This window comes from Bradyrhizobium sp. NBAIM01 (assembly GCF_020194115.1).
Taxonomy (GTDB): Bacteria; Pseudomonadota; Alphaproteobacteria; order Rhizobiales; family Xanthobacteraceae; genus Bradyrhizobium; species Bradyrhizobium yuanmingense.
The window spans coordinates 119912-144958 of record NZ_JADYVU010000009.1 but is presented as its reverse complement, the minus strand read 5'-3'; the positions used below and the strand labels follow the sequence as shown (position 1 = coordinate 144958).

At 63.9% G+C, this 25047-nt stretch carries 20 protein-coding genes and 1 tRNA gene; 17 read left to right on the top strand and 4 right to left on the bottom strand.

Features of this window, described 5'->3' with window-relative positions; genetic code table 11:
* The first annotated feature begins 290 nt into the window (after positions 1-290).
* The 12 genes from I6F31_RS26395 (at position 291) to I6F31_RS26340 (ending at position 14169) form a co-directional block, all read left to right on the top strand.
* The gene (locus tag I6F31_RS26395; protein WP_225186346.1) at positions 291-1211 is read left to right on the top strand and encodes an ABC transporter substrate-binding protein; all 921 of its coding nucleotides are present in this window, start codon (positions 291-293) and stop codon (positions 1209-1211) included.
* Positions 1212-1393: 182 nt separating this feature from the next.
* Entirely contained in the window at positions 1394-3016 is a 1623-nt protein-coding gene (locus I6F31_RS26390) for an amino acid ABC transporter permease/ATP-binding protein (protein WP_225186345.1), read from the top strand.
* 43 nt (positions 3017-3059) lie between these two features.
* Positions 3060-4301: an acetamidase/formamidase family protein gene (locus I6F31_RS26385; protein WP_225186344.1), complete on the top strand. Its 1242-nt coding sequence runs from the start codon at positions 3060-3062 to the stop codon at positions 4299-4301.
* Between the two features lie 134 nt (positions 4302-4435).
* Entirely contained in the window at positions 4436-6766 is a 2331-nt protein-coding gene (locus I6F31_RS26380) for an acetamidase/formamidase family protein (RefSeq protein WP_225186384.1), read from the top strand.
* Between the two features lie 13 nt (positions 6767-6779).
* Positions 6780-7163: a RidA family protein gene (locus I6F31_RS26375; protein WP_225136736.1), complete on the top strand. Its 384-nt coding sequence runs from the start codon at positions 6780-6782 to the stop codon at positions 7161-7163.
* 390 nt (positions 7164-7553) lie between these two features.
* Complete coding sequence (locus tag I6F31_RS26370; RefSeq protein WP_225186343.1) at positions 7554-8717, top strand: PspA/IM30 family protein; 1164 nt, start codon at positions 7554-7556, stop codon at positions 8715-8717.
* Between the two features lie 10 nt (positions 8718-8727).
* On the top strand, positions 8728-9387 hold the full coding sequence (locus I6F31_RS26365) for an OB-fold-containig protein (RefSeq protein ID WP_225186342.1): 660 nt from the start codon (positions 8728-8730) through the stop codon (positions 9385-9387).
* 23 nt (positions 9388-9410) lie between these two features.
* Positions 9411-11105, top strand: a complete 1695-nt coding sequence (locus tag I6F31_RS26360; protein WP_225125444.1) for a flotillin domain-containing protein — start codon at positions 9411-9413, stop codon at positions 11103-11105.
* Positions 11106-11312: 207 nt separating this feature from the next.
* On the top strand, positions 11313-11681 hold the full coding sequence (locus tag I6F31_RS26355) for a hypothetical protein (RefSeq protein WP_036027987.1): 369 nt from the start codon (positions 11313-11315) through the stop codon (positions 11679-11681).
* A 137-nt stretch (positions 11682-11818) separates the two neighbouring features.
* Positions 11819-11893, top strand: a tRNA-Asn gene (locus tag I6F31_RS26350).
* A gap of 669 nt (positions 11894-12562) precedes the next feature.
* Entirely contained in the window at positions 12563-13687 is a 1125-nt protein-coding gene (locus I6F31_RS26345; protein WP_225186341.1) for an AI-2E family transporter, read from the top strand.
* A gap of 26 nt (positions 13688-13713) precedes the next feature.
* Complete coding sequence (locus tag I6F31_RS26340) at positions 13714-14169, top strand: potassium channel family protein (protein WP_035999460.1); 456 nt, start codon at positions 13714-13716, stop codon at positions 14167-14169.
* A 49-nt stretch (positions 14170-14218) separates the two neighbouring features.
* Here the strand turns inward: I6F31_RS26340 and I6F31_RS26335 are convergent, their stop codons facing one another.
* The gene (locus I6F31_RS26335; protein ID WP_225186340.1) at positions 14219-14902 is read right to left on the bottom strand and encodes a helix-turn-helix domain-containing protein; all 684 of its coding nucleotides are present in this window, start codon (positions 14900-14902) and stop codon (positions 14219-14221) included.
* 305 nt (positions 14903-15207) lie between these two features.
* Between I6F31_RS26335 and I6F31_RS26330 the strand changes: the two genes are divergently transcribed.
* The gene (locus tag I6F31_RS26330; RefSeq protein WP_225186339.1) at positions 15208-15831 is read left to right on the top strand and encodes a response regulator; all 624 of its coding nucleotides are present in this window, start codon (positions 15208-15210) and stop codon (positions 15829-15831) included.
* Positions 15832-16002: 171 nt separating this feature from the next.
* Positions 16003-16371: a response regulator gene (locus I6F31_RS26325; RefSeq protein ID WP_225174926.1), complete on the top strand. Its 369-nt coding sequence runs from the start codon at positions 16003-16005 to the stop codon at positions 16369-16371.
* 14 nt (positions 16372-16385) lie between these two features.
* Here I6F31_RS26325 and I6F31_RS26320 read toward each other — a convergent pair whose 3' ends face one another.
* The 3 genes from I6F31_RS26320 to I6F31_RS26310 are packed head-to-tail and all read right to left on the bottom strand — an operon-like array spanning position 16386 to position 19578.
* Positions 16386-16970: an invasion associated locus B family protein gene (locus tag I6F31_RS26320; protein ID WP_225174927.1), complete on the bottom strand. Its 585-nt coding sequence runs from the start codon at positions 16968-16970 to the stop codon at positions 16386-16388.
* A gap of 23 nt (positions 16971-16993) precedes the next feature.
* Positions 16994-17878: a dienelactone hydrolase family protein gene (locus tag I6F31_RS26315; RefSeq protein ID WP_225174928.1), complete on the bottom strand. Its 885-nt coding sequence runs from the start codon at positions 17876-17878 to the stop codon at positions 16994-16996.
* Positions 17879-17889: 11 nt separating this feature from the next.
* Positions 17890-19578 carry a TrkA C-terminal domain-containing protein gene (locus I6F31_RS26310; RefSeq protein WP_225174929.1) on the bottom strand — a complete coding sequence of 563 codons (1689 nt, stop codon included), beginning with the start codon at positions 19576-19578 and terminating at the stop codon, positions 17890-17892.
* A gap of 132 nt (positions 19579-19710) precedes the next feature.
* Here I6F31_RS26310 and I6F31_RS26305 point away from each other — a divergent pair, with 132 nt between their 5' ends.
* The 3 genes from I6F31_RS26305 to I6F31_RS26295 all read left to right on the top strand — a co-directional run bounded on the left by I6F31_RS26305 (position 19711) and on the right by I6F31_RS26295 (position 25036).
* Positions 19711-20391, top strand: coding sequence for a YoaK family protein (locus tag I6F31_RS26305; RefSeq protein WP_225186383.1), 681 nt, complete (start codon positions 19711-19713; stop codon positions 20389-20391).
* A gap of 173 nt (positions 20392-20564) precedes the next feature.
* Positions 20565-23318 (top strand): decarboxylase, encoded by a 2754-nt coding sequence (locus I6F31_RS26300; RefSeq protein ID WP_225186338.1) that lies wholly within the window; start codon positions 20565-20567, stop codon positions 23316-23318.
* Between the two features lie 17 nt (positions 23319-23335).
* The gene (locus tag I6F31_RS26295) at positions 23336-25036 is read left to right on the top strand and encodes a transporter (RefSeq protein WP_035999441.1); all 1701 of its coding nucleotides are present in this window, start codon (positions 23336-23338) and stop codon (positions 25034-25036) included.
* The last annotated feature ends 11 nt before the right edge of the window (positions 25037-25047 follow it).

Sequence of the window (25047 nt, the reverse complement as noted above, 5' to 3'; positions counted from 1 at the left end):
CTTGGTCGCCAATCGTCATATCTGCGTCAAATGAGCTCACCGAATGATTCAGCGGGCCGGCAGATCGCTGCTGCGGCCGAGAGCATTTCGTAATCCCCCGAATTCGGAATCCCTCACCTGCGTCGCGGTCCGCGGACAGTTTTTGGGCAACCGTTTGCCCAAATGCCGGGCGCGCTCCGTCCAAATTTTTGTACGCCCGCGGACAAGCTTTTCACCGCCCACTCCCGCACGCTTCCTCCCCGATCACTGGAGCATGGCAGACGCCATGACATTTCGGAGGAACTGGCGAGATGGAGAAGTCGATTTGGCCCCAGGCGCGGCGGGGAATGGCGCGCGCATCATTGCCGCGGTGCAAGCTCATGCTCGGCGCCGCCATTGCTTTCGGTCTCGTCGTTGCCTCACCGCTGAGCGCGCAGGCCGCAGCGCCCGCTGCCTGCGCCGCGCTTCAGGAAAAGTATCCGGACTGGAAGGGCAAGACGCTCGTCAATGCCATCAACCCGCACACGCCGGGCTATGAGACGATCGATCCGAAGGATCCCAGCAAGTATATCGGCTTCGACATCGATCTCGGCGAAGCCATCGGCGAATGTCTCGGCTTCAAGCTGACCTACAAGGCGGTGACGTTCGCGGCGCTCCTGACCACGCTTGCCGCCGGTCAGGCCGACATCGTGATCTCCGACATCTACGCCACCAAGGAGCGCGCCAAGGCGGCCGACTTCATCACCTACTCGAAGGTGTTCGATGGCGTGCTGGTCGCCAAGGGCAACCCGAAGGGCATCAACGGCATCAACCTGTCGCTGTGTGGCGCCGCTGCTGCCGAGAACACCGGCTATGTCGAGGTACCCCTGATCCAGGCGTTGATCCCGGAGTGCAAGAAGGCCGGCAAGCCGGAGCCGACCATCCAGCTTTACGACAACAACGCCAATTGCATCCAGGCGATTCTGGCCGGCCGCGCCGACACCTACATCAACGACGTCAACACCGTCGACAGCGCCGTAAAGGCCTATCCGGACAAGCTGGAGAAGGCGGTCGCTGTGACGATCCCATACTCGGTCGGCATCGCTGTTCCCAAGGGCAAGCCGAAATTCCGTGACGCCGTGCTCGCTGCCCTGATCGAGGTGCAGAAGGCGGGCACGCACATGGAGCTGCTGAAGAAGCACGGGCTTGATGTGAACAACTTCATGGAGCCGGAAATCCTCACGGCTGACTAAGCGCGCGGTTTACCTCTCCCCGACGGGAGAGGTCGGCGCGAAGCGCCGGGTGAGGGGCCGTAACCCTCACCCGGATGGTATCGAGCGATGCGACGCAGCCGAAGCTTTCGCTTCGAGAGGGGGCGCGTCCTCGAGGCGCCGCCTTCCACCAAACCCGATCCCGTTCTCATGACGGTCGACTGATGTCGCTGTTCCTTCATTACCTGAGCATGCCGTATCTGCTCGCGGGCATCGAGCTCACCCTCGAGGTGACCGCCCTCGGGCTCGGCGGCGGGTTGATCCTTGGATTGATCCTCGCCGGCATGCAGCTCTCGCGCTTCTGGCTACTGGCGGCGATCGCCAGGGCCTACACCGTGATCTTTCGCGGCACGCCGCTGATCCTCCAGATGGTGTTCGCCTACGACGCGCTGCCGCATATCGGGATCAAGCTGCCGGCCGTGCTGGCGGCAGGCCTTGCGCTCGCCTGCAACGAGGCGCCGTTCATTGCGGAGATGCTGCGCGCCGGCGTCCTTGGCGTCGACCGCGGCCAGGTGACGGCGGGGCAGGCGCTCGGCATGACGCCGTCGGTGCTGATGCGCCGGGTGATCGCGCCGCAGGCCATTCGCACCATGATTCCGGCCTTCGGAAACGAGGCGGTGAGTGCATTGAAAAACTCCTCGCTCGCTTCCGTCATCGCGGTGCAGGAACTGACCTTGCGCTCGACCCAGCTGGCGTCCTCGACCTTCGACTTCTTTTCCATCTTCTTCGCCTCAGGGCTGCTGTATCTCGTTCTGACCACGGCCATCAGCGTCATCCAGCTCTTCGTCGAATGGCTGCTCGATCTCGACCGAACCACGCGCCGCCAGCGCAAGCTGGCCGACTATCTGCCGTGGCGCCGTGTCGAACTCGTCACCAAGCTCGACCTTGCTGACGCGGCCAGCCCAGATCCCGAGCCTGCACCGGCAGAGCTGGCCGAAACGCCGCCACTCGCCCTGACCCGCGAGGAGCGCGCCCGCCGCGCGGCGACGATCGCGCGCAACAATATCGCGGTCGAGGCCAAGGACCTCACTAAGAGCTACGGCGGGCAAAAGGTGATCAACGGCCTCGACTTGACCGTGCGTGTGGGCGAGGTGGTCGCGTTGCTCGGTCCCAGCGGCTCCGGCAAGAGCACGCTGCTTCGCTGCATCAACCATCTGGAGAACTGGGACGCCGGCACGGTGCGCGTCGGCGGCCGGCGGCTCGGCTTCGGCGAGAATGGCAAGTCATTGTCGCCGCGCGCCATCGCCAACGAGCGGGCCAGTGTCGGCGTTGGCATGGTGTTCCAGCAATTCAACCTGTTTGCTCACCTCTCGGCGAAGGAGAACATCGCCGGGCCCTTGCGCTGGGTCCACGGCATGACCCGGATCGACGCCGACCGCCGCGCCACCGAGCTGCTCGACCGCGTCGGGCTGTCGCACCGCGCCGATGCGCTGCCGCGACATCTCTCCGGCGGCCAGCAGCAGCGCGTCGCCATCGCCCGCGCGCTGGCGCCCAATCCGAGCGTGCTGCTGCTGGACGAGCCGACCTCGGCGTTGGATCCCGAGCTCGTCAATGAAGTGCTGGTGGTGATCCGCCGCCTCGCGATTGACGACGGCCTCACCATGATCATCTCGACGCACCAGATCCGCTTTGCCGATGAGGTCGCGGACCACGTCGCTTTCCTGAGCGGTGGCACCATCGTCGAGGAGGGGCCGGCGCACGAGGTGCTCTCCAATCCACGCAATCCGCTGACGGCGCGTTTCCTCAGCGTGATGGAGGCCGACAAGACTCCGGAGACGGTGCGATGAGCCCTCTCTCCACCCTGTGCAAGATCCCCGAAAAGGTCACGTCATGAAGCATGTCACGCTGCCGGTTTCACCGAAAACCGTCCATTGGGGCTATTTCTCCAAAACGGTCACGCCGGCCCTGACGCTGCGCTCGGGAGACCGGGCCACGATCGAGACGCTGACCCACCACGCCAATGACGATTACGAGCGCATGATTCAGGGCGATCTCGGTGCCGAAAGCGTGTTCCTGTGGACGCGCGAGCACAAGGCGGTGGCGCGCCGCGGCTCGGGCCCGACGAAAGGCCCGTTCATCCGCGGCGCGGGCGAGGGGATCGGCGTGCACTTGCTCACCGGCCCCGTTGCGATCGAAGGCGCCGAGCCCGGCGACATTCTGGAGGTGCGCATCCTCGATATCAGGCCGCGGCCGAGCTGCAGTGCCTGTCATGCCGGCCGCTGCTTCGGCTCCAATGTCGCGGCGAACTGGGGTTTCCACTATCACGACCTGATCGAGGAGCCGAAGCCGCGCGAGGTCGTCACCATCTTCGAGCTCGACACCTCCGGCGAGCCCTATGCGAAGGCCGTCTACAATTACGTCTGGACGCCGCAGACTGATCCTGACGGCATCGTGCACCCGACCATCGACTATCCGGGCGTGCGCGTGGACCATGCCACCATCAGGAAGCGCGAGAAAATCCTTTCCGGCGCGAAGGTGCCGGCGCGGCTGCATTTCGGCACCATGGGCCTTGCGCCATCGGAAGCCGATTTCGTCAGCTCGATCCCGCCGAGCTATACCGGCGGCAATATCGACGACTGGCGCATCGGCAAGGGCGCGCGGATGTTCTATCCGGTCGCGGTCCCCGGCGCTTATTTCTCGGTCGGCGATCCCCATGCCGCGCAGGGCGACAGCGAGCTCGGCGGCACCGCAATCGAGACCTCGCTGACCGGCGATTTCGAATTCATCCTGCACAAGAAGGCCGACCTCGGCGGCACCAGTCTCGAAGGCCTCGACCATCCCATGCTCGAGACCGATCATGCGTGGTCGTTCTACGGCTTCACCTATCCGAATTATCTGGCCGCGCTCGGCGCCAACGCGCAAACTGAGATTGCCAATCACAGCAGTCTCGACCGTGCGATGCGCGATGCGTTCAGGAAGCTCCGCCGGTTTCTAATGACGGTGCACCGCCTCAGCGAGGACGAGGCGATCTCGCTGATGTCGGTCGGCGCCGATTTCGGCGTCACGCAGGTGGTCGATGCCAATTGGGGCGTCCACGGCACGATCAGAAAGAACATTTTCCGCTGCGAGTAATGCATTGAGACGCAGACTGTTTTCGGGATGAGCAGGTGACAAGCGGAGACTATTTGCGGCCCGTCGCAGCGACGGAGGACCGCGTGCGTCTGGCACAGAGGTTGCTTCGATCGACCGCAATCTGGGTCGATCCGATGAGCTTTCGCCCGTTCACGAGCGAGTCCTACACGCAAGACGACCGGCCCGAAGCCTGGCGGGACGTGCTTGCGGCGGTCGGCCTGCAGCCGGCAGGCGGCCATTCCTTCTTTGACGGGCATGCTACCGCCTCCCATCGCCAGACCGCCGGCGTTGCGCTGACGCGCATGGCCGCGGGCGCGCAGAGCGTCGGTCCGCTGGCACGAGCGAACGAAGACCTGCCGATCGCGCTGATGCCGGTCGAGGATGGCATGGTGTTGAAAACCGTCGGCGGACACCGCATCGTTCCCGTCGGTCATCTCGTGATGCTGCCGCGCGGCGGCGACTGGAGCATCGTGTTCCAGCGGGACATGCGCGCCATCGTGCTGTCAGTCACCTCCGAGGCGCTGCACGGACGCCTTTCCGGTAAGCCGCGGCTCGGCGAGCCGCGCGTCGTTCCGACCAGCGGCTTTGCCGAGGTGTTCTCGCGCCTGCTGGACGCGACCGCGCGCACGCTCGACACTTTGAGCGATTCCGAATGGAATCTGCTTGCGCAGTCGCTCGTCGATCTTCTCCTGACGCTCGCGCATCAACTGGCGGCATCGACGTCCGACGCCGGGGCGAGCGCGACGCAGGCCGCGCTGCTGCACCGGATCTGCCAGACCATCGAGCGCCGCCTGGACGATCCCGATCTGGTGCCGGCGCGCGTCGCCCAGGCCGAGGGAATTTCCGAGCGATATCTGCAAAAGCTGTTCGAGACGGTCGGCGACAATTTCACCCATTATGTTCGCGAGCGTCGTCTCCAGCGCGCCTGGGCGGATCTGTCCAATCCGTCGGAGGCGCATCGGTCGATCTCGGAGATCGCCTACGCCTATGGCTTTGGTGACTCCGCACATTTCAGCCGCGCCTTCCGCCATCGCTTCGGTCTGCCGCCGCGCGAGTTCCGACAGCAGGAGGCGGAGCGGGCGACAGTGCAACCCGGCGTCACCGGCCAGCGTGGCTGGCCGCAGGAAGCGCTGGCACAATTGCGTGCGCATCAGAGCGTGGAAGCCCGCAGCCGCGTCGCTTGCGCCGGCGCCGGGGAGCCGACGACCACCGAACGCCGTCATCACCATCTCCCGGTCGAGGCCAGCCGCGTTCATTGGGGCTATTTCAACCGTTCGCTGCCACCGCAGATCGAGATCGCGTCGGGTGACACCATCACCATCGAGACGCTGACGCAGCACGCTTCTGACGACCCCGAGTTGATGATAACAGGCGACGCCGCCGCGGAAAGCGTATTCGGCTGGACGCGAAGCAAGAAGAACGTCGACCGCCGCGGCGCAGGACCCATGGATGCCAGCGTGTTCGGCCGCGGTGCCGGCGAGGGGTTTGGCGTGCACATCTGCACCGGTCCCGTCGCGGTGAAGGACGCTCAGCCCGGCGATGTGCTGGAGGTGCGTATCCTCGACATCGTGCCGCGCGCGAGCCGCAATCCGAATCATGCGGGTCGTGTGTTCGGTTCGTCGGTCGCAGCGTGGTGGGGCTATCACTACAACGAGTTTCTCGGCGGTCCCAAGCCGCGCGAAGCCGTCACCATCTATGAGATCTTCGAGGAAGCCGAGCTGCCGCACGCCCGCGCGCTCTACTCCTATCGCTGGGAGCCGCAGACCGATCCCTTCGGCGTGGTGCATGCCACCTACGACTATCCCGGCGTTCCCGTCGCACCCGGTACGATCAAACGTCGGCACGCCGTGCTCGACGGCATCAAAATTCCCCTGCGTCCGCATTTCGGCGTCATCGCGCTGGCGCCGCGCGAGGTCGATTTCGTCGATTCCGTGCCGCCGTCCTACTTCGGCGGAAATCTCGACAACTGGCGGCTGGGGAAGGGGGCGACCGTCTATCTTCCCGTGTCGGTCCCTGGCGCGCTGCTGTCGGTCGGCGATCCTCATGCGGCGCAAGGCGACGGTGAGCTCAGCGGCACCGCGATCGAATGCTCGATGACCGGCACCTTCGAGGTGATCCTGCACAAGAAGGCCGGTCTCTCCGGCCGTCCCTTCGCCGATCTCTCCTATCCTCTGATCGAAACCGAGAGCGAGTGGGTGCTGACCGGCTTCAGCCACCCCAACTATCTCGCGGAATTCGGCGCGCAGGGGCAGAGCGAGGTCTACGCAAAATCCTCGCTCGATCTCGCCATGAAAGACGCTTTCCGCAAGATGCGGCGCTTTCTGATGAACGTCAAAGGCCTCAGCGAGGACGAGGCGATCGCGCTGATGTCGGCGGCGGTCGATTTCGGTGTAACACAGGTCGTCGACGGCAATTGGGGCGTGCACGCCATTCTCAGCAAGCGCCTCTTTCAGGACGCATCTTAACCAGGACATCCAAGTGAAATTCCACATGATCAGCGGCGGACCGAAGCCGGTCGCGCCCTTCAGCCACGCGGTGGAGACCGACGGCTTCGTCTTCGTGACCGGCCAGATGCCCGATACGCCGCAGACGCCGGGCGTGCTGCCCGAGGGCATCGTCGCGCAGACGAAGGCCGTGATGGAGAATTTGAAGGTGGTCCTTGCGGGCCTCGACCTCGGCCTCGAGCACGTCGTGATGACGCGGATCTATCTCACGCGCTTCAAGGAAGACTATGCGGCGATGAACGAGACCTATCGGACGTACTTTCCGCCGGATCGCCTGCCGGCCCGCACCTGCGTCGGCGTCACCGGCCTGGCCTATGATGCGCTGATCGAGATCGATCTGGTGTGCCGGCGGCCGTGACGGTCTAGGCGCGTGGCCTAGATTGAGCGAAGCGATATCCGGAACCGCCGCTGCGCTCTGAAATGAGAGTCACAGAGGTGTCGCGTCAGACTCCGTCACTGCGAGCGCAGCGAAGCAATCCAGACTGCCTCCTCGGAAGCAGTCTGGATTGCTTCGTCGCAAGAGCTCCTCGCAACGACGCGCCGAGGGAGTGATGGCCTACCGAACGCTCCCCGCATTTCATCTCAAATTGCAACCGTTGCGTGCAGGAAGTCTTGATCGGCCGTCCGCTAGGGATGATCGGCCGCCTTGAACGCAGGCCCTCGTCGTCGCGACTAACCGACAGAGCGCATAGGGATCAGCAGAACGTGATCGAGCTTCCTCTTCCTAAAGCACTAAAATGGTGCTTTAGTGCTTTCCATGAGCCAATCGCCCCGATACGCGCCGTCCGCGCTGCGTTACCGGCTTGCCCCTGACCCGGCTGCCAAGGCCGCCATCGACGCGACATTCCAGGCCTATGACCGCATGATGGAAATCCTCGACGAGGTGGCGCGGATCCACAATGTGGGTTCCAATGTGGTCCTGCTCCATGCCCATGCCTATGAGCCGATCCGCAAACAGACGGCGCTGCCTTCGCGGCTGGTGACGTTGGGGCTGCGCGACCGCGCGGAGTATCGCGCCGCGCAAGGGCGCCGCCTGCCGCTCGACGACAAGCTCGCCAAGATCAAGGGGCCCGCCACCATTTCGATTGCGACCGTGCAAGGGCGCTTCAGCGTGCCCTTCGACTACGCCGGCTATGCCGAGGGCTGGGGACAGAGCGTGCCGGCGCGCCTCATCCGCACCGACGACGGTTTCGAAGTTCACTACGGCGTCACGCCGAACAGCCTGCCAGAGGAGGAGAACGCCATGGATACCATCGCTGCCGCTCCCGACAATTTCCTGTCCCGAGTCGGGCGCCTGATTGCCGGGATCGCGTACGATGCGATCGAGCAGGCGGAGGGCAAGAACAAGCTGAAGGTGGTCGGACAGGCCATCCGCGAGATCGAGCGCGCCGAGACCGAAGCGCGCGATGCGCTCGCCGCTGCCCGGGCCGAGGAATATCGCCTCAACGCGCGCCGCAGCGAGATCGAGCGGGCGATGACCGATCTGACCGCCAAGATCGAGGCCGCGATCGCAGACGGGCGCGATGATCTCGCCCGCGCCGGCATCGCGCGGCAAATGGACCTGGAGGCGCAGTTCGAGGTGCTCTCTCGCGCCATCGACGAGAACAACGAGAAGATCGAGCAATGCGTCACATCGCTCCGCGCGGTGCTGTCGGCGCTCCAGGATGCCGAGCAGCGCCGCGCCGATCTCGAAAAGAGCGAGGCACAGGCCAGCCCACAGACATCGACGTCGTCGCGGAAATCCGGCGGCACCTCCGCTGCCGCAAAGGCGCTGCGGGCGGGCAGGGCAGTGGCACGGGCCACCGGCGTGCCGCCGGGAATTCCTTATTCGAGCGACATCGACGAGCTGAGCACGCTCCATCGCGACAAGGAAATTGCAGCGAGGCTGGCCCGGTTGAAGTCGGGCGGCTGAGTGCGGTGTCATGAGCGCTCTGCTCGAACACGTCATGGCGCCTGAGGTCAGGCCGTTCGCGATTGCGGCGGCCATGATCGTCATCGTCGGCTCGGTCGAGGTGATCTCGATGCTGGTCGGGGCCTCCTTGAGCGAGATGCTGGGCACCAACATCGATTTTGCTCATCCCAGCGACAACGGCGTGCTCAACGTCATTTCCTGGATCAATGTCGGCGGCGTGCCGCTCTTGATTTTCCTGCTGCTGCTGCTCGGCGCCTTCTCCATCACCGGCTTCCTGATCCAGGACCTCGCGCGAATGGTTGCCGGTCCCTTGCCGGCGTCGATCGCCTCGGTCGGGGCGGTTGCCGCATCGGTTCCGTTGGTCCGCGTTTCCAGCCGTGCGATAGCGCGGATCATTCCCAAGGACGAAAGCTACGTCGTCGGCTTGGGGGATCTCGTCGGCCGCATCGGGGAGGTCGTCGTCGGCCCGCTCGACCAGGGGCCGCCCGGCCGCGTCAGCGTCGCCGACGTCCACGGCAACCGCCATTTCGTCTCGGCGGTCGCGGCACCGTCATCGGGACCTTTGCCGCAGGGAACCATGGTCCTCCTGGTCGACCGCGATGGCACGCGCTTCGTCGCGGTGAAGGCCGACGATGAACTCAAGCCGCCCAAGCCCACTCTAAGCAATTAGCAAGTCCCACAGCGGAGAAAGCCATGTTCGACATCGCAGTCCCGGCCGTGATCGGCGTCGCGCTGATCGTCGTCCTGGGGATCGTCTTCACCATCCTCTACAAGCGCGCCACGCGCGACGAGGCCTTCGTGCGCACCGGGCTCGGCGGCAAGAAGGTCGTGCTCGACGGCGGCGCCATGATCCTGCCGATCTTCCACTCCTATGCCAGCGTCAATTTGAAGACGTTGCGCCTCACCGTCGAGCGTAAGGAGCGGGAATCCCTCATCACCAAGGACCGCCTGCGCGTCGACATCGTTGCCGAGTTCTACGTCCGCGTCCGTCCCGACGAGGAGAGCATCGCGCTCGCAAGCCAGACGCTGGGCGCATTGACCAATGACGCCGAGGCGCTGCGCAACCAGGTCGAGGCGAAATTCGTCGACGGCCTGCGCTCGGTCGCCGCGACCATGAGCATCCTGGAGCTTCAGGAGAAGCGCTCGGATTTCGTCAAGCACGTGCAGTCGACCGTCGAGTCCGACGTGAAGTCGAACGGGCTCGAGCTGGAATCGGTGTCGCTGACCAAGCTCGACCAGACCGACGTCAAATTCTTCAACCCGGAGAATTTCTTCGACGCCGAAGGTCTCACCCAGCTGAAGACGGTCACCGAGACCCGCCGCCGCGATCGCAACGCCATCGTGCGCGATAACGAGGTGGCGATCGCGCAAAAGGACCTCGAGGCGCGGCAGCAGACCCTTGGGATCGAGCGGACCAAGAAGGAAGCCGAGCTGTCGCAGGAGCGCGACATCGCCAACAAGACGGCGAGCACCCGCGCCGAGGTGGCGACCGCGACGCAGACGGCGCGTCTGACCGAGGAGAACGCTCGCATCGACACCGATCGTGCGGTTGCCGAGAAGGAGGCGGGCGCCAAGCAGGTCAAGGAAACCGCGGTGATCGAGTCGGAGCTGGCGATCAACAAGCGCAAGACCGACGCCCAGCGCGAGATCCAGATCGCGACGCAGGAGAATGAGATCCAGATCGCGGCGAAGAGCAAGGAGACGTCGGAAGCCGTCGCCGAAGCCAAGACCGCCGAGGCGCTGGCCGTCTCCGCGGAGGAAAAGGTCGTCACCGCGCGCGCCATCGAGGTCGCCGATCGTGCCCGCCTGACCCAGGTGCTGGCCGCACGCACCGAGGCCGAACGCAAATCGACCGAGCTGATCGTCGCGGCCGAGGCCGAGAAGAAGGCCTCGCTCGATCGCGCCGAAGCCGTCAAGACGCTGGCCACCGCGGAAGCCGAATCCAACAAGATCAAGGCGGTCGGCGTCCGCAACATCGGCGAGGCGGAAGCCGCCGTCATCACCATGAAGAACGAGGCGCAGAACAAGCTCGGCAGCAACGTCATCGATTTCGAGATCGCCAAGAAGCGGATCGAGACCATGCCGTCCGCGCTGGCCGAGATGGTGAAGCCGATCGCGAATCTCAAGGATGTCCGCATCCTGCACACCGGCGGCGCGTTCGGCGGCAACGGTGCGAGCGGAGGTAATGTCGGCTTCGGCGAAGGTCTGGCCGGCGAGCTGCTCAAGGTCCATGCGCTGCGTCCGATGATCGACGAGATCCTGCGCCAGAGCGGCTTTGCGCCGGACGAGGATCCGGTGAAGGCGCTGGTCGGCGCCGTGACCGGAAAGAGCAACGGCGCGGCCGTGCCGGCGCCGCTGCCGGAGAAAACAAACGCCGCCGAACTATGAATGCCGGTTCATTGCTGCGGAGAATTCGAATCGATAAACAGGCGGGGCGCGTCTCGCGTCGCGCGAACGTTCCGGAGCGCGGATCGATCGTGTCTTGAATCGGTCGATCTCGCTCCGGACGAGTCTTGAGGCAACGTTTTGTTTGCCACGGCGCCTGCGTCGATCGACATCGGGCGCCGAGACCTGTTTCGAGCGGAGAATTTCACAATGAAGCATTTTCTGTCCGGATTGATCGCGATCGCCCTTTCGATCGCCGCCGCACCGTCGCTTGCGGCCGATGCCCGCAACGTCACCGTCGTCAACGAGACCGGCTATGCCATCAAGTTCCTGGGCTTCAACGCGCCGGATGACGGGCTGGACGAATGGGAGAACGAGCTCGACAAGGTGTTGCAGAACCAGGCCAGCACTTATGTCGAGTTCGACGACGACGATGAAGGCTGCGTCTGGAACATCCGGGTCGACTGGAAGAACTATGACGAGTCGGTGCTGTGGAAGAACGTCAATCTCTGCAAGCTCACCGCGCTCCGCTTGCGCTACGACCCCGGCACCAAGACCACCTCGTTCCTGGCGGAATAATCCTCGCCCGGTCCCGGCCGGAGGAGCGGCCATTCCAGGTCCCTCCGAGCGCGTTGCGGATGATGACGAATTCGTCCTTTGCAAGCGCAAGCGGCTTTGTTATACGCAGCCGCGCGCGAACGAACGGTTCGCCCTTTTCCTCGGTAGCTCAGCGGTAGAGCATCCGACTGTTAATCGGATGGTCGCTGGTTCGAATCCAGCCCGGGGAGCCATCAGGCTGTTTCCAAGCCTTTCAAAACACTCCAGAACTAAGCAAGTCCTAGGGGTAAGCCACTGAAAAATCAGAGGTTTCAACGTCTCGTTCTGTTCTGCCACTTCCGCCGTGGTCCGGAGCGGCTGGGGATATGGAGGGGGTAGGGGCCTTGTACCGACCCAAATTGCCCCTCGGGATCCCCCAAATTCCGGCGACGGCGTTGGAATAAAGTTCCAAAAGGCACTCTCTGATCGGGTCGTCCTGAGCGCCAAGTCCGAATCGAAGGAATGAAAGCCGGCCGATACCTCCAGAGCCCCTGGCCCTCTTGGTCGTGACCAGAAAGAACAGGCCGCCGGGCGGAGCGGCCGATATAGCTCGGCCGTACCCGCCATTAGCCTCCAGACGGGCACAGCAATCGAGATCATGGGCTTTGCCGTCGGTCGGAGCTATGTCGAGATCAATCCGTTCGTCGGCGTCAACTTCACGACTGCTGGCTCAGGTCCAGCACCGGGGCATTCTCACTCGCGGGCGGTGGACCGCGCAATCTGCGCCGAGACGCAACTGGCTGCGCGCCTGTTGCCGATCTCGCTAGGTGACCGATCGCCTGGCTTGATCTGGATCAAGCCTCCTCGGCGGGCCGCCCCGCTAGCTTTTCAGTAGCGGTCCGTCGGCTTGGAGGCAACGACCCTTGAAAACGCTTCGCCAGCTTCTGTCCGCGGAGGACATTGTCCAACTCGTGATCCGGCTGGGCTTGCTCGGGCTGCTGATCTTCTGGACATTTCTCGTCCTCCGGCCGTTCGTGCCGATCCTGAGCTGGAGCGCCGTGTTGGCGGTGGCATTTCATCCCGTCTTCGCCTGGCTCGCCCAACGCCTCGGTGGCCGTCCCCGGACAGCCTCAGCCGTTCTCACCCTGATCACGCTGGGCATCGTCATCGGTCCCGCCGCGTGGCTCGGCCTCAGTGCAGTCGAAGGGATCCGGGACCTTGCGGCCCAGATCGGCAGTGGCGATCTCGCGCTCCAGGCCGCACCGGAGCAGATCAGGAGCTGGCCGTTGATCGGTCCTCAGCTCTACGCGATCTGGAACGAGGCCTACACGAACATCCGTGCGGCGCTGCGCGAGGTGGCGCCGTACTTGAAACCGCTCGCCGGAGTGATGCTGTCGTTTGCCGGTGACACCGGAATTGGCATGCTCCAATTCCTGCTGTCGGTGATCGTCGCGGGCTTTCTGCTCCCGCACGGCGCGCAGCTCGTCGCCGCGCTGCGCGGCTTCCTGTTGCGCGTCGTGCCCGGCCGGAGCGAGCACTTTCTCGAGCTCGCCGGCGCAACCATACGCGCCGTCGCGCAGGGCATTATCGGCGTCGCTATCCTTCAGGCCTTGCTGGCGGGCATCGGCTTCAAGCTCGCAGAGATCCCAAGCGCGGGACTGCTCGCGGTCGTCGTGCTCTTGCTGTCGATTGTCCAAATCGGCGCCGGCCCCGTTCTTTTCCCCGTGCTGGTCTGGATATGGGTGGACAAGGACGTGACCGTCGCCCTGCTCTTGACTGTCTATCTGGTCGTCGTCGGTCTGCTCGACAACGTGCTGAAGCCGCTCGTCATGGGGCGGGGCCTGACGACGCCGACGCTGGTCATCCTGATCGGGGTCATTGGTGGTACGCTCGCGCATGGAATCATCGGACTGTTCATTGGGCCGATCATCCTGTCGGTGGCCTGGGAGCTCGCGACCGCATGGACAGGAATCGACCGCGCTGCTTCAGCGCGGGTCGATCAGGAAACCGTTGTCGCAAAGGAAACCATCGAGGCACGCTTGGCCTAGGCTAAAATGAGGTGTGTTTCACCCCGATGATGCTCCAATTCCTTGTCGGCACGCTCGTCAGCGTGATCAATATCGGAATCCACGCGCTCGTGACGGTGGTCGCCGTCACGGTGGCCCGCAGTGCCGTCCCGCGCCATACCAAGCGGCCGCGATTGCACCTCATGAGCGTCATGATCACGATCGCCGTCGTGTTGAAGATCGCCCACATGATCGAAATTCTGATGTGGGCGGCGACCTATCATATCGTGCACGCGGCGACCGCCGACGCGGACATGCTCTACTTCGCGTTCGTCAACTACACCACGCTCGGCTACGGCGACATCACGCCGGTGCCCGAATGGCGGCTGATTGGCCCGCTGACCGCCATGAACGGCGTTCTTCTGTTCGGCTGGTCCGCCGCCATCCTGTTCGAGGTTTTGCTCAGGACGCTCGACCATCTCGGGCTCACGGAAAAACCCGGCGCGGACCTGCCGGGCACCTGAGCCGGGGCGATCGCGACCATTGCGGATCGCGAACCGGCATTTCGCCGGTTCACGGCTGCAGATCGAGTCCTGCGAGCTGGTGCCGGTCGAGGAGCACGATCTGGCGCTGGGTGTTGCCGATGAAGCCGAGCACGCCGAGTTCATGCAGCCGCGACAAAGCCCGCGAGACGGTCTCCAGCGTCAGGCCGAGATAGTCGGCAATGTCGCGTCGGGACATCGGAAGCGCCATGACGCCGGCAGCCGTCAGGCGCTTGTCCATTTCGAGCAGGAATGCGGCGACGCGCTCCAGGGAGGTCTTGCGGCCGAGCAGCAGCATGTGGTCTTCAGCATGCTGGAGGTTGTTCGTGGTCATGCTGAGCAGGTTTCTGGCTACCATGGCATCGCTCTCGGCCACGATTTCCAGGCTTTGGCGTTTGATCAGCCGTACCGTGGTGTCGACGATGGCTTCCGTCGTGAAGCGGTGCTCGCTGCCGTTCTCGAGCCCGAAAATGTCGCCGACGAGGTGAAATGCGCCGATCTGCCTGCGCCCGTCCGACAGCAGCTTGTAGCTACGCACCGCGCCGGATTTGACCTGGTAGACATACTCGGCCGGCTCCTTCTCGCCGTAGATCTCGGAGCCTTTTCGGTAGGAAAATTCGCTTAAATTGACCAGGGCATTTGAATGAGATGCCATGCCGAGGTCGCGGAGGGTATTGGGACGCAGCTTGGAATCCGTCGTGATGCGAACGAACATAGGCCAACTCCTCAGCTTTTCCGCCGAATTGGTCTGTCAGACGAAATACTTTGCCGGAAATGCGCCGCGCTATCCCACTCCCGCCGAAGTTGATTTTCGGCCAGCGAGGTATTGTTATCCATTGTCCCAAGGTTCATTGTACCATAGGACAGCACGGACGATTGCTGCGCTGGATGAGAAGCCCTCTGCGCAGGGTAGCTGCGGCAAATTGCGAAGCAGATATTTCGACTTTCAGACGTGAGGATCGCTTTGAACAATGAGAAGGACGTCGAGCGTCCTCATTGAGTTGGGCGAGAGGTAGAAAGTTGCCAGGCCTTGTTCACGTCGTTGACGATGACGAGTCGTTTCGGACCGCGATCGAGCGCCGGCTAAAGCTCGCGGGATACGAGGTCGCGACCTACGCCTCGGCGCTGGAGCTCCTGGACTCGGCGCCGGATGACGGGCAGGCGGGATGTATCCTGCTCGACGTGCGGATTCCGGGCCTGAGCGGTCCCGACCTGCAGGCGCGGTTGGCTGCGGCGGGGTCGATGCTGCCCATCGTCTTCCTGACCGGTCATGCCGACACGCCGACGACCGTGCGCGCGATCAAGGCAGGTGCGGAAGACTTCCTGACCAAACCGATATCGTCCGAGCAGTTGCTCGATGCGATCGAGCGTGCGCTGGCCAGTCAGCGGACCGCACGCGCCCAGGCCAGCAGGCTGGATGCGTTTCGTGGTCATCTGGCCACGCTGACGCAGCGCGAGCGACAGGTGTTCGATCTGATCGTGCGCGGCCGGATCAACAAGCAGATCGCGCATGAGCTGGGCACCACCGAGCGCACCGTGAAGGCGCACCGCCATCAAGTGATGGAGAAGATGCAGGTTCGCTCGCTGGCGGAACTCGTTTCGATCGCAGAGCGTCTCGGAATGCTCGATCCGGAAGAACGCTGACGGCTCTGAAAAGGCGCGCGGTTCCCTCGAACGTGCCTGTCCCAAAGGACAATGCAAGGGCGTGTTGACAGTGCACGACGAGCTATGTGCAATAATGCACATAGGCACACGCGAAAGCGCGGAGCTGTCGTATCCGATATCCCACTGTCGTCTTCCGGAAAGGCAATCGCCTTGCTCCTGCGCGAGTCCGTCTTCGTCGTCGATGACGATCCGTCCATGCGGACCAGCATGGACAGGCTGCTGCGAGGATACGGCTTCGCCACAACCCTGTTCGACACGGGAGGGGCCTTGCTCGATCATGGCAGGTTCCACACCGCGATCTGCATCATCCTCGACATCAATCTGGGTGCAAGGTCCGGCATCGAGGTGCGGCGAAGCCTGGCCGAGAAGGGCATTGCGGCACCGGTGATCTATGTCACCGGCAATGACAGCCCGGCAAACCGCTCGGCCGCGATTGCCTCGGGCTGCATCGCCTATCTCATCAAGCCGTTTGCGGCGCAGTCTTTGATCGAATCCGTCCAGCGCGCCCGCGTCTTGTAGCTCCACGACGGCCGTCATTCTTCGACATATTGCTCGAGTATCCTGGTCGGCGCCCCCTTATGGGCGGAACCGAATTGCGCGAGCGGAATCGAAGTCGTCACGGCAAGAAGATTGGAGTCGACGAGTTCGAGCAGAAGCGTTTGACCGTTTTCCATCTCCGAGATGATTTTTGGCGTCACGACGTCCGCCGCGACGCATAAATTGGTGAGACACCAGGTATAAGGAATGCGGAACGCGGCGCCATGGTCGACGGCCAGTTTCGGTGCTTGCTGCAGGTACATTCCGACCGGCACGAAAAGTTGCAGGCGGGCGGTGGGCGCGTCCTCCCGCTCGATCAGATCAATGCGCACGGCTGTTTGCCCGGTCGCGAACCGGCCAGTGATCGAGGTTCGGCAGAGGGTGGGCGCGCCGCCGGCCTTGAAGCACAATTTCTGCCAGCTGCCATAGGTGATGTCGCTGGCGTCGCGCTGGCCGCGTGTTGCGACCTCGGAGGACTTTTCCGCTTGCGCCGCCTTGAGCGAAGCGACAGCCAAGACCGTCGCGACTCCGGCGGCTGCAACCATCAGGAGACCAGAGAGACAATCAAAAGCACGGGCCATCGCTGCAACTCCGAGATCCGGACTCAGTTCTGCGCGTCGAGAAACTTCGCCACCAACGGCGACCAGAGCGGAACCGCGTCCGGCGAACCGAGGAGGAAATGTCCCTCGTTGCCGAACGGGGGCATCAGGTGATATTCGGCCCGGCCGCCGGCGCCGATGAAGGCAGCGTGCATGCGCTTCGATAGGTCGGGACCGAAATACGTGTCATTCCCGGTGTAGATCCACAGCATCGGCACGCGCGATGTGCGGCCGAAATCGGCGGTGGCCTCGACCAGTCGGTCGGGCGCGCAATTGTTGTTCGGCTTGCCGTCGACGCGTCCGCCGCGGCCTCCGGCAAAGACGATGATGGCCTTCACCTGTGGCGGGTTCACGCTCGACAAGGCGATCGAGGCCCAGCCGCCGGCGGACTGGCCGACCACGATCACGTCCTTGGGGATGATCCGCTTCTCGGCGGCCAGATAGTCAATGATCCAGAGATCGACCTGGGCGACCGCGAGGCCGGCATCACGGAAATTGGGATTGGCGCACTTCCCGATTTTCGAGAAGAACGGGCCGAACATTCCGCGTTCGGGGATGTCGATTGCCTGCGCGCCATAACCGCTGCCTACCGGGGCCGCCACGAGATAGCCGCGCCTCGCAAACCATTTGGCGGCGTCGCGAAATTCGACCAGAGGGAAAAGGCTGCGCTGGGTCGCGTCGAGCGAGACACCGTGATTCATGATGACGAGCGGGAACGGACCGTCGCCGACCGGGCGCACCAGATAGGCGAACATCGGCAGCGGCAGGGGCAGCGCCCAGATTTCCTCCTGGATGCGGACCTCGTCCGCGGCGTGCGTGGGCGATGCGGCCACGAAAACGCTGAGCAAGGTGATCGCGAAAAAATGGAGCAATGCAGGTCCGCGTCGCATCCGGGCCTCCCTCAACCTGAATAGGTTGCGGCCACGACGATTGGGCCGAGCACCGTGAGGACGACATTGCCGACCGCGTAGGGGACGGCGACACCGAGCACCGGCGTCTGGCTCTCGGCAACGTCGCAGGCGCCGGTGACGGCGGCATCGACCGTCATGGCGCCGGCGAGCGCACCGCAGGTCACGACCGGATTCATGCGCAGCAGATAATAGGCAACCAGCGTTCCCACCGTCATCGGGACCAGCGTGACGACGATGCCCATGCCGACCAGCAACAGACCGTGCGCCTGGATCGCCGACCAGGCGGCAAGGCCGTTGCCGAGTCCGATCGCCGCGATGAAGCCGCCGAGGCCGATGTCGCTCAGGGTCTGCTGCGCCGCGGGCGGCATTGCGCCGATGCCCGGCCTGCGCGAACGCAACCAACCGCAGACGAGCCCGGCGATCAGCGCGCCGCCGCCGCCACCGAGTGTCAATGCGACAGTGCCGATTTTGAAGCTGGCAAGGCCGGCCAGAAGACCCACTGCGATGCCGGCAGCGAGAAAGGCGATGTCCGTGCGGTCGCTCGTATTCAGAGCGTGTCCCACTGGCGCCGTTGCCCGCGCGATATTGCCGGTGCTGCCGACCAGCGTCATGACGTCGCCGAGATAGACGCGCGTATCGGGACCGAGCGGCACTTCCCGCCCCATGCGCGTCAGCGCACGCAGGAATACACCGCGTGCATTGTCGCCGAGCCGGTCAACGATTTCGCGCAGTGAGCGGCCGTGCAGCTGGCGGTTTTCAACGAGCACTTCGATCACATTGCCGGGCAGGTTGCGTAGCAGTTCCCCCGCGTCGATCTCGGCCCCGAGGATCGGCTTGGCCGCGACGATCGCGGCGGTCGGACCGGCGATGACGATGTCGTCGCCGGCCTCGAGCACGGTATCCTGCTGCGGCTTGATGTCGGCCCCGCTGCGCACGATCCGCTCTACGACCGTGCGGCCGCCGATCTCCGCCTCGATCGCACTGATGGTGCGACCTGCGCCGGCCGTGACGCGATAGGCGCGGGCCTGGAATTTGCGATAGGACAGGTTTTCCGTCTTTGGCGGCGTACCGCCGGCGAGCTCCGCCTCGAGCTTCTTCGCCTCCGCCTTCAGATCGATCCGCATCAGCCGCGGCGCGACGAATGGCACGAACAGGAGCGTCAGGATGTAGCCGAGCACGTAGGTCACCGCATAGCCCGCCGCGATGTTGGCTTCCTGCTGCTTCAGCACGTCGCTCGGCAGGCCGAGCTGCGCCAGCGCGCCGGATGCGGTGCCGATCACCGAGGATTGCGTCAGCGCCCCTGCCGTCAGTCCTGCCGCTGTCCCCGTATCCAACGTGAAGACACGCGCGAAGATGAGCACGAGCGCGAGCCCCGTGGCGCCGATCACCAACGCCAGCACGACCTGTGCCAAGGTCCGCACGCTCAGCGAGGCGAAGAATTCCGGTCCAGAACGGTAACCGATCGTAAAGACGAACAGGCTGAACAGGATCGCCCGGAGGATCGGCGGGAACGTGAAGCTCCCGAGCTGTCCGATCAGCACGGCGACAATCAGGATGCAGGCGGTGGTTCCGATCGAGAAGCCGCGGATCCTGATGCGGCCGAGGATGGTACCGATCGCGATCGCGAGCAGCAGGAATATTTCCGGTGCGGTGGCGATGATCCACCTGACGGTTTCCATGGCATTCCCCCGGCGCTTTGGCGCGATTTGATTGGCGGCGGCGAGATGTTGCTTGATCCAGATCAAGCCTTCGCGGCGACGTGGCGGCGGCTATGACGCGATGGAATGTTCGCGACAGCCCATATTGCCGTCATGAGTACCCTGAACGTCACAACCGGTGCGATCCGCCGCGAGGAGACAGTCGAGATCGTCCTGCTGCTCGCCTTTGTCGGCGGCTATATCGACGCCTATACCTGGATCATCCACGGCGTGTTGGCGAATGCCCAGACCGCCAACCTGATCTTCCTGTGGATTCACGCGATGGCGGGCAACTGGGCGAAGGCGCTGCACTTCGTGCCGCCAATCCTGGCGTTCGCGGTCGGCATCGTGCTCGCAGCCTGGCTGCGCCGCGCAACGGGCGAGCGGGCCAGCGCGGTCAGTACGTTGATCGAGATCCTGCTGTTGATAGCGATCGGCATCTTGCACAATAGGTTGCCCGATTTGGCTGGAACGCTCGGTATTTCCGCCGTGGCAGCGATGCAGGCCGCAATGTTCGTCAAGGTCGAAGGCACAGTGTGCAGCACGGTGATGATCACCAGCAACATGCGTCAGGCCATCGAGAACGTCTTCGCAGTCGCAGCAGGCGGCGCACCACTCGGAACGCTGCGCCGCTCGGGCATTTTCATCGCGTTGTGCGTCGTGTTCGGCTTCGGTGCCGCCGCCGGAGCCTTTGCAACCAAGAGCGTCCCCGATCTCGCGCTGGGCCTGCCGGTCGTCGCGCTGTTGATCGTGCTGCTGCGCAGCGAAGCGCTACGTTCGCAGGAGGGGAGATGAGCGCGCCAATGATCAGGTGAGCGTCGCACAACGAACGGCCTGATCTTTTCGTGTTGCGCTGCGAACGGCACGGCGTCGGCCCGCAGAATGCACGCGACCGTTGACTTGGATCAATGGAGCGAGCCGCGCCGCACCCACGATCCGCATCACCTTTAGAGGATCGGGAGAGAGAGATGTCCAAAGACGCCAAGCCCGCACAGAAGCGTATCGACCAGTTCTTTTCCGGCCCGGGCGCGCGGGCAGACGACTGGCGCGACGTTGTGGAAGCAGCAAAGACCTGGGCGCGCGTCGGCAATCGCACAGCCTATGACGCGGGGTTGGCCGATCTTTCGATCATCGAAGAATTTCACGGCTATCCCGGTCCGCACCTCATGGCGGCGCTGCGGGAAGCAGCAGTCGCCGGCGACGGTGCATCATCGTTCGCCCTTGCGACGAGAATTGCCCAGGCACTGGCGACGCGATCCTTCCGCCAACATGCCGGTGACTGGAGCCCCAAGGACGACGGCAACGGCGATGCGCCCGAGCTCGCGCCGCCGGCCTTTGGCGCGCACAGCGCGCGCAGGCCGTATTTCGAAACCCTGATCGTCACCGGCGTATCTTCCAGCCAATGGCCGGCGCTGGCCGCGGAATGGCGCAAGCTGCGGCGCCCGGTCGACGCGTTCATCTATGAACCTGTGATCGTCGGCAGCCTGGAGGACGCTTTCTGTGCGACGATGCTCAATCCGAACATCGGAGCCGTCATCATCAACGAGGGCTTTGGCCTGCGTTCGCGGCACGATGCACCGGTGTTGCGCTCGATCATGGCCTCGGCCGGTCTCAACGACGAAACCGACGCTTCGGCGCTGCGGCTCGCCCAGATCATCAAGCGCGTCAGGCCCGAGCTCGACCTTTACATGATCTCGAACCGTGACGTGGAGGAGCTCGCCGGCAATCCCGAGGCGGACGTGGTCCGCCGCATCTTCTATTCCGTTGAAGAGCTGCTGGAACTCCACCTATCGATCCTCGAAGGCATCCAAGATCGCTACGACACGCCGTTCTTCGACAATCTCAAGAAATACGCCCAGCGTCCGATCGGCACCTTCCACGCGCTGCCGATCGCCCGCGGCAAGTCGATCTTCAAGTCCGACTGGATCCGGGACATGGGCGAGTTCTACGGCCCGAACCTGTTCCTGGCCGAGAGCAGCGCCACCACCGGCGGTCTCGACAGCATGCTGGAGCCGACCGGCAACATCAAGAAGGCGCAGGAGAAGGCGGCGAGGGCGCTCGGCGCCGACCGCGTCTTCTTTGTTACCAACGGCACATCGACGTCCAACAAGATGACGGTGCAGGCGCTGCTCGCGCCCGGCGACATCGCGATTGTCGACCGCAATTGCCACAAGTCGCATCACTACGGCATGGTGCTGGCCGGTGCGCAGCCGCTCTACGTCGAAGCCTTCCCGATGACGGAATATTCGATGTACGGCGCGGTGCCGCTGAAGACCATCAAGCAGGCGCTGCTGGGCGCCAAGGCCGATGGCCGGCTCGACCGCGTCAAGATGGTCGACCTCACCAACTGCACGTTCGACGGCCATATCTACAACACACGGCGGGTGATGGAGGAATGCCTCGCCATCAAGCCCGATCTGATCTTCCTGTGGGATGAAGCCTGGTTCGGCTTCGCGCGTTTCTCGCCATTCCTGCGCCGCCGCACCGGACTTGGCGCGGCCAACGAGATCGAGGCATGGATGCGCGATCCCAAGTCGGTCGCGGCCTATGAGAAGCAGCAGGCCGAGCTCGGCAAGAACCCGTCCGACGAGGTGCTGCTCAAGACCCGGCTGATCCCGGACCCCCGACAGATCCGGCTGCGCGTCTACCAGACCAACTCGACCCACAAGTCGATGTCGGCGATCCGCCAGGGCTCGATGCTCTCGGTCAAGGACGTCGAATTCCACACCGTGGAGCAGCAGTTCAAGGAAGCGGTGTTCACCCACGCCTCGACAAGCCCGAACCAGCAGCTGATCGCGAGCCTTGACATCTCACGGCGGCAGATGGAGCTGGAGGGCTATGGCCTCGTCGCCAATGCGATCGAGATCGCGTTCGCGATCCGCCAGGCGGTCAACAACAACCCGCTGATCTCGAAATATTTCCGCATCCTCGGTGCCGACGCCATGGTGCCGGCGCAGTACCGCCAGAGCGGCTTCACCGACTTCCTCGCCCCCGGCGTCAACTGGGCGAACACGCTGAAGAGCCTGGACGAGGACGAGTTCTGCCTCGACCCGACCCGCATGACGCTGGTATGCGGCACGGCCGGCTATGACGGCACGCAGTTCAAGGGCATTCTCGCCAACGAGTACAACATCCAGGTCAACAAGACCTCCCGCAACTCGGTGCTGGTCCAATCCAACATCAACAACACTCGCAGCGACGTCGCGCATCTCGTTCGCGTGCTCGCCGAGATCGCGGGCGAGATCGACCGCGGCCTGGCCCAGGGCGGTGCCAATGCGCGAAAGACCTTCGAGGCACGGGTGACGAGCCTCATGAAGGACGTACCCGATCTGCCGAACTTCTCGCATTTCCACCCGAGCTTCCGCGGCGATGCTGGCACCAAGACCAACGAGGGCGACATCCGCAGCGGCTTCTACGCGGCCTATGACGTCGCCGGCTGCGAGCACATCCGCCTCAACGATCCCGAGATCGACCGGCGGCTGAAGGCCGGGCCCGAGCTCGTCTCGGCCAACTTCGTGATCCCGTATCCGCCGGGCTTCCCGATCATGGTGCCCGGCCAGGTCATCACCCAGGAGACGATCGACTTCATGCGCAAGCTCGATGTGAAGGAGATCCACGGCTACGACGCCAAGGAAGGGCTGAAACTCGTACGGACGGAAGCCTTGGCCAAGCTCGGCAGGCCAAAGCCCAGCGCCCAGCCGAAGCTCAAGGCCGCGTCATAGGTCGGGAGGGGACGAACATGCAGGCATTTTTCCAGTTCTTGCAGCAGTACCCGTATCTGCTGCTGTTCTTCGTGGTCGGTCTCGCCGTCTATATCGGCCGAGCCAGCATCAAGGGTTATGGCCTCGGCATGGTCGCCGGTGCCATCGTGGTCGGCGCGGGCATCTCGGTCTGGGCATCCAGCTATGGCGTGAAGCTGGAGTTGAACAACTTCGCCAAGAGCCTGTTCTACTATCTCTTCATGTACGGCGTCGGCCTGCGCGTAGGTCCGTCCTTCGTCAACAGCCTGCGGGGCGACGGGATCAAATTCTTGTTCCTCGCGGTGGTGTCGAGTGTGATCGGCCTGACCCTCGTCGTGCTTGGGGCGAAGCTCTTCGCATTGCCGCCCGGTGCGGCTGGCGGAATGCTGGCGGGATCGCAGACCATGTCGGCGGCGATCGGTTCGGCCGAGCAGGCCGTCACGTCGGGAGTCGTGAAACTGCCTGCCGGGATGAAGCCCGAGGACGCCTCCGGCATGATCGCTTTGTCCTACGGTATTACCTATATTTGGGGCACCGTCGGCATCATCCTGATCTGCAAATACCTGCCGCGCTGGTGGGGCGTCGATGCCAAGGCCGCCGCCAAGAAGTATGAGCAGGAGTTCGGCGTCAAAGATCTCGAAGGCGGCGCCCTGACCGGCTACCGTCAGTTCGGTCTGCGGGCCTACCGGCTGGAGAATCCTGCGACGATCGGGATGAGCATCGCCAAATTCCGCACGGTCAATCCCGAGTACCGTATCGTCAATGTCGGGCGCAATGGTGAGCCGCAGGGGGCTGATCCCGAGCTCGTGCTGCAGAAGGGCGATATCGTCGCGCTGGGCGGATCGACCGAGCATCTGACTGAGAAGATGGGCCTGATTGGTCCGGAGGTCGCCGATGCCAAGACGCTCGGTATACCCATGGACCAGGCGGAAATCGTCGTCTTCAACAAGGACGTCGTCGGGCGGACCTTCGAGTCCTTCCGCGACACGGCCATCGCCGGCCAGCTGCAGGTGACCAAGGTCGAGCGGGGCGGGGTGCAGATCCCGGCCGGTCTCAAGACCAAGCTGGAGCGCATGGACATCGTCTCGGTGGTCGGCCTGAAGTCGGCGGTCAACGAGCTCGGCGAGATGTGGGGCCGCATCGCGCGCGCCAACACCTCGACCGACTTGCTGACCCTGTCGGTCGGCATGATCATCGGCTTCCTCATCGGCATGATCGAATTCCCCGCCTTCGGTGCCAAGGTCGGTCTCGGCAATGCCGGCGGGCTGTTGCTGTCCGGCGTGATCGTGTCCTCGGTCGTGTCGCGGCTGCGCTTCTTCGGCAATACGCCGAACGCGGCGCGAAACGTGCTCGAGGATCTCGGCCTCGTTGTGTTCGTCGCGATCGTCGGGGTCAATGCCGGCGCCGGCCTGTTGGCTCAGCTCACCGGCGCGCTCGCGCTCAAGATCTTCATCGTCGGCTTCATCGCGTGCACGATCCCGCCGTTCATCGTCTGGGCGATCGGCTTCCACGTCTTCAAGATCAATCCGGCGGTGCTGATGGGCGGCGTTGCCGGCGCGCGGTCGCATTCCGGCCCGTGCCGCGAGGCCGCGGTCGAGATCCAGAGCTCCGTGCCCTGGATCGGATTCCCGGTCGGCTATGCCGTCTCGGGCATCCTTCTCACCATCTTCGGCTACTTCGCGATGATCCTGGCTCAATAAGGGGAAGAAAA

Coding starts and splice junctions, on each gene's coding strand:
- I6F31_RS26395 (WP_225186346.1), top strand. CDS start 291: ATGGAGAAGTCGATTTGGCCCCAGGCGCGGCGGGGAATGGCGCGCGCA.
- I6F31_RS26390 (WP_225186345.1), top strand. CDS start 1,394: ATGTCGCTGTTCCTTCATTACCTGAGCATGCCGTATCTGCTCGCGGGC.
- I6F31_RS26385 (WP_225186344.1), top strand. CDS start 3,060: ATGAAGCATGTCACGCTGCCGGTTTCACCGAAAACCGTCCATTGGGGC.
- I6F31_RS26380 (WP_225186384.1), top strand. CDS start 4,436: ATGAGCTTTCGCCCGTTCACGAGCGAGTCCTACACGCAAGACGACCGG.
- I6F31_RS26365 (WP_225186342.1), top strand. CDS start 8,728: ATGAGCGCTCTGCTCGAACACGTCATGGCGCCTGAGGTCAGGCCGTTC.
- I6F31_RS26360 (WP_225125444.1), top strand. CDS start 9,411: ATGTTCGACATCGCAGTCCCGGCCGTGATCGGCGTCGCGCTGATCGTC.
- I6F31_RS26355 (WP_036027987.1), top strand. CDS start 11,313: ATGAAGCATTTTCTGTCCGGATTGATCGCGATCGCCCTTTCGATCGCC.
- I6F31_RS26340 (WP_035999460.1), top strand. CDS start 13,714: ATGATGCTCCAATTCCTTGTCGGCACGCTCGTCAGCGTGATCAATATC.
- I6F31_RS26335 (WP_225186340.1), bottom strand. CDS start 14,902: ATGTTCGTTCGCATCACGACGGATTCCAAGCTGCGTCCCAATACCCTC.
- I6F31_RS26320 (WP_225174927.1), bottom strand. CDS start 16,970: ATGGCCCGTGCTTTTGATTGTCTCTCTGGTCTCCTGATGGTTGCAGCC.
- I6F31_RS26315 (WP_225174928.1), bottom strand. CDS start 17,878: ATGCGACGCGGACCTGCATTGCTCCATTTTTTCGCGATCACCTTGCTC.
- I6F31_RS26310 (WP_225174929.1), bottom strand. CDS start 19,578: ATGGAAACCGTCAGGTGGATCATCGCCACCGCACCGGAAATATTCCTG.
- I6F31_RS26305 (WP_225186383.1), top strand. CDS start 19,711: ATGAGTACCCTGAACGTCACAACCGGTGCGATCCGCCGCGAGGAGACA.
- I6F31_RS26300 (WP_225186338.1), top strand. CDS start 20,565: ATGTCCAAAGACGCCAAGCCCGCACAGAAGCGTATCGACCAGTTCTTT.
- I6F31_RS26295 (WP_035999441.1), top strand. CDS start 23,336: ATGCAGGCATTTTTCCAGTTCTTGCAGCAGTACCCGTATCTGCTGCTG.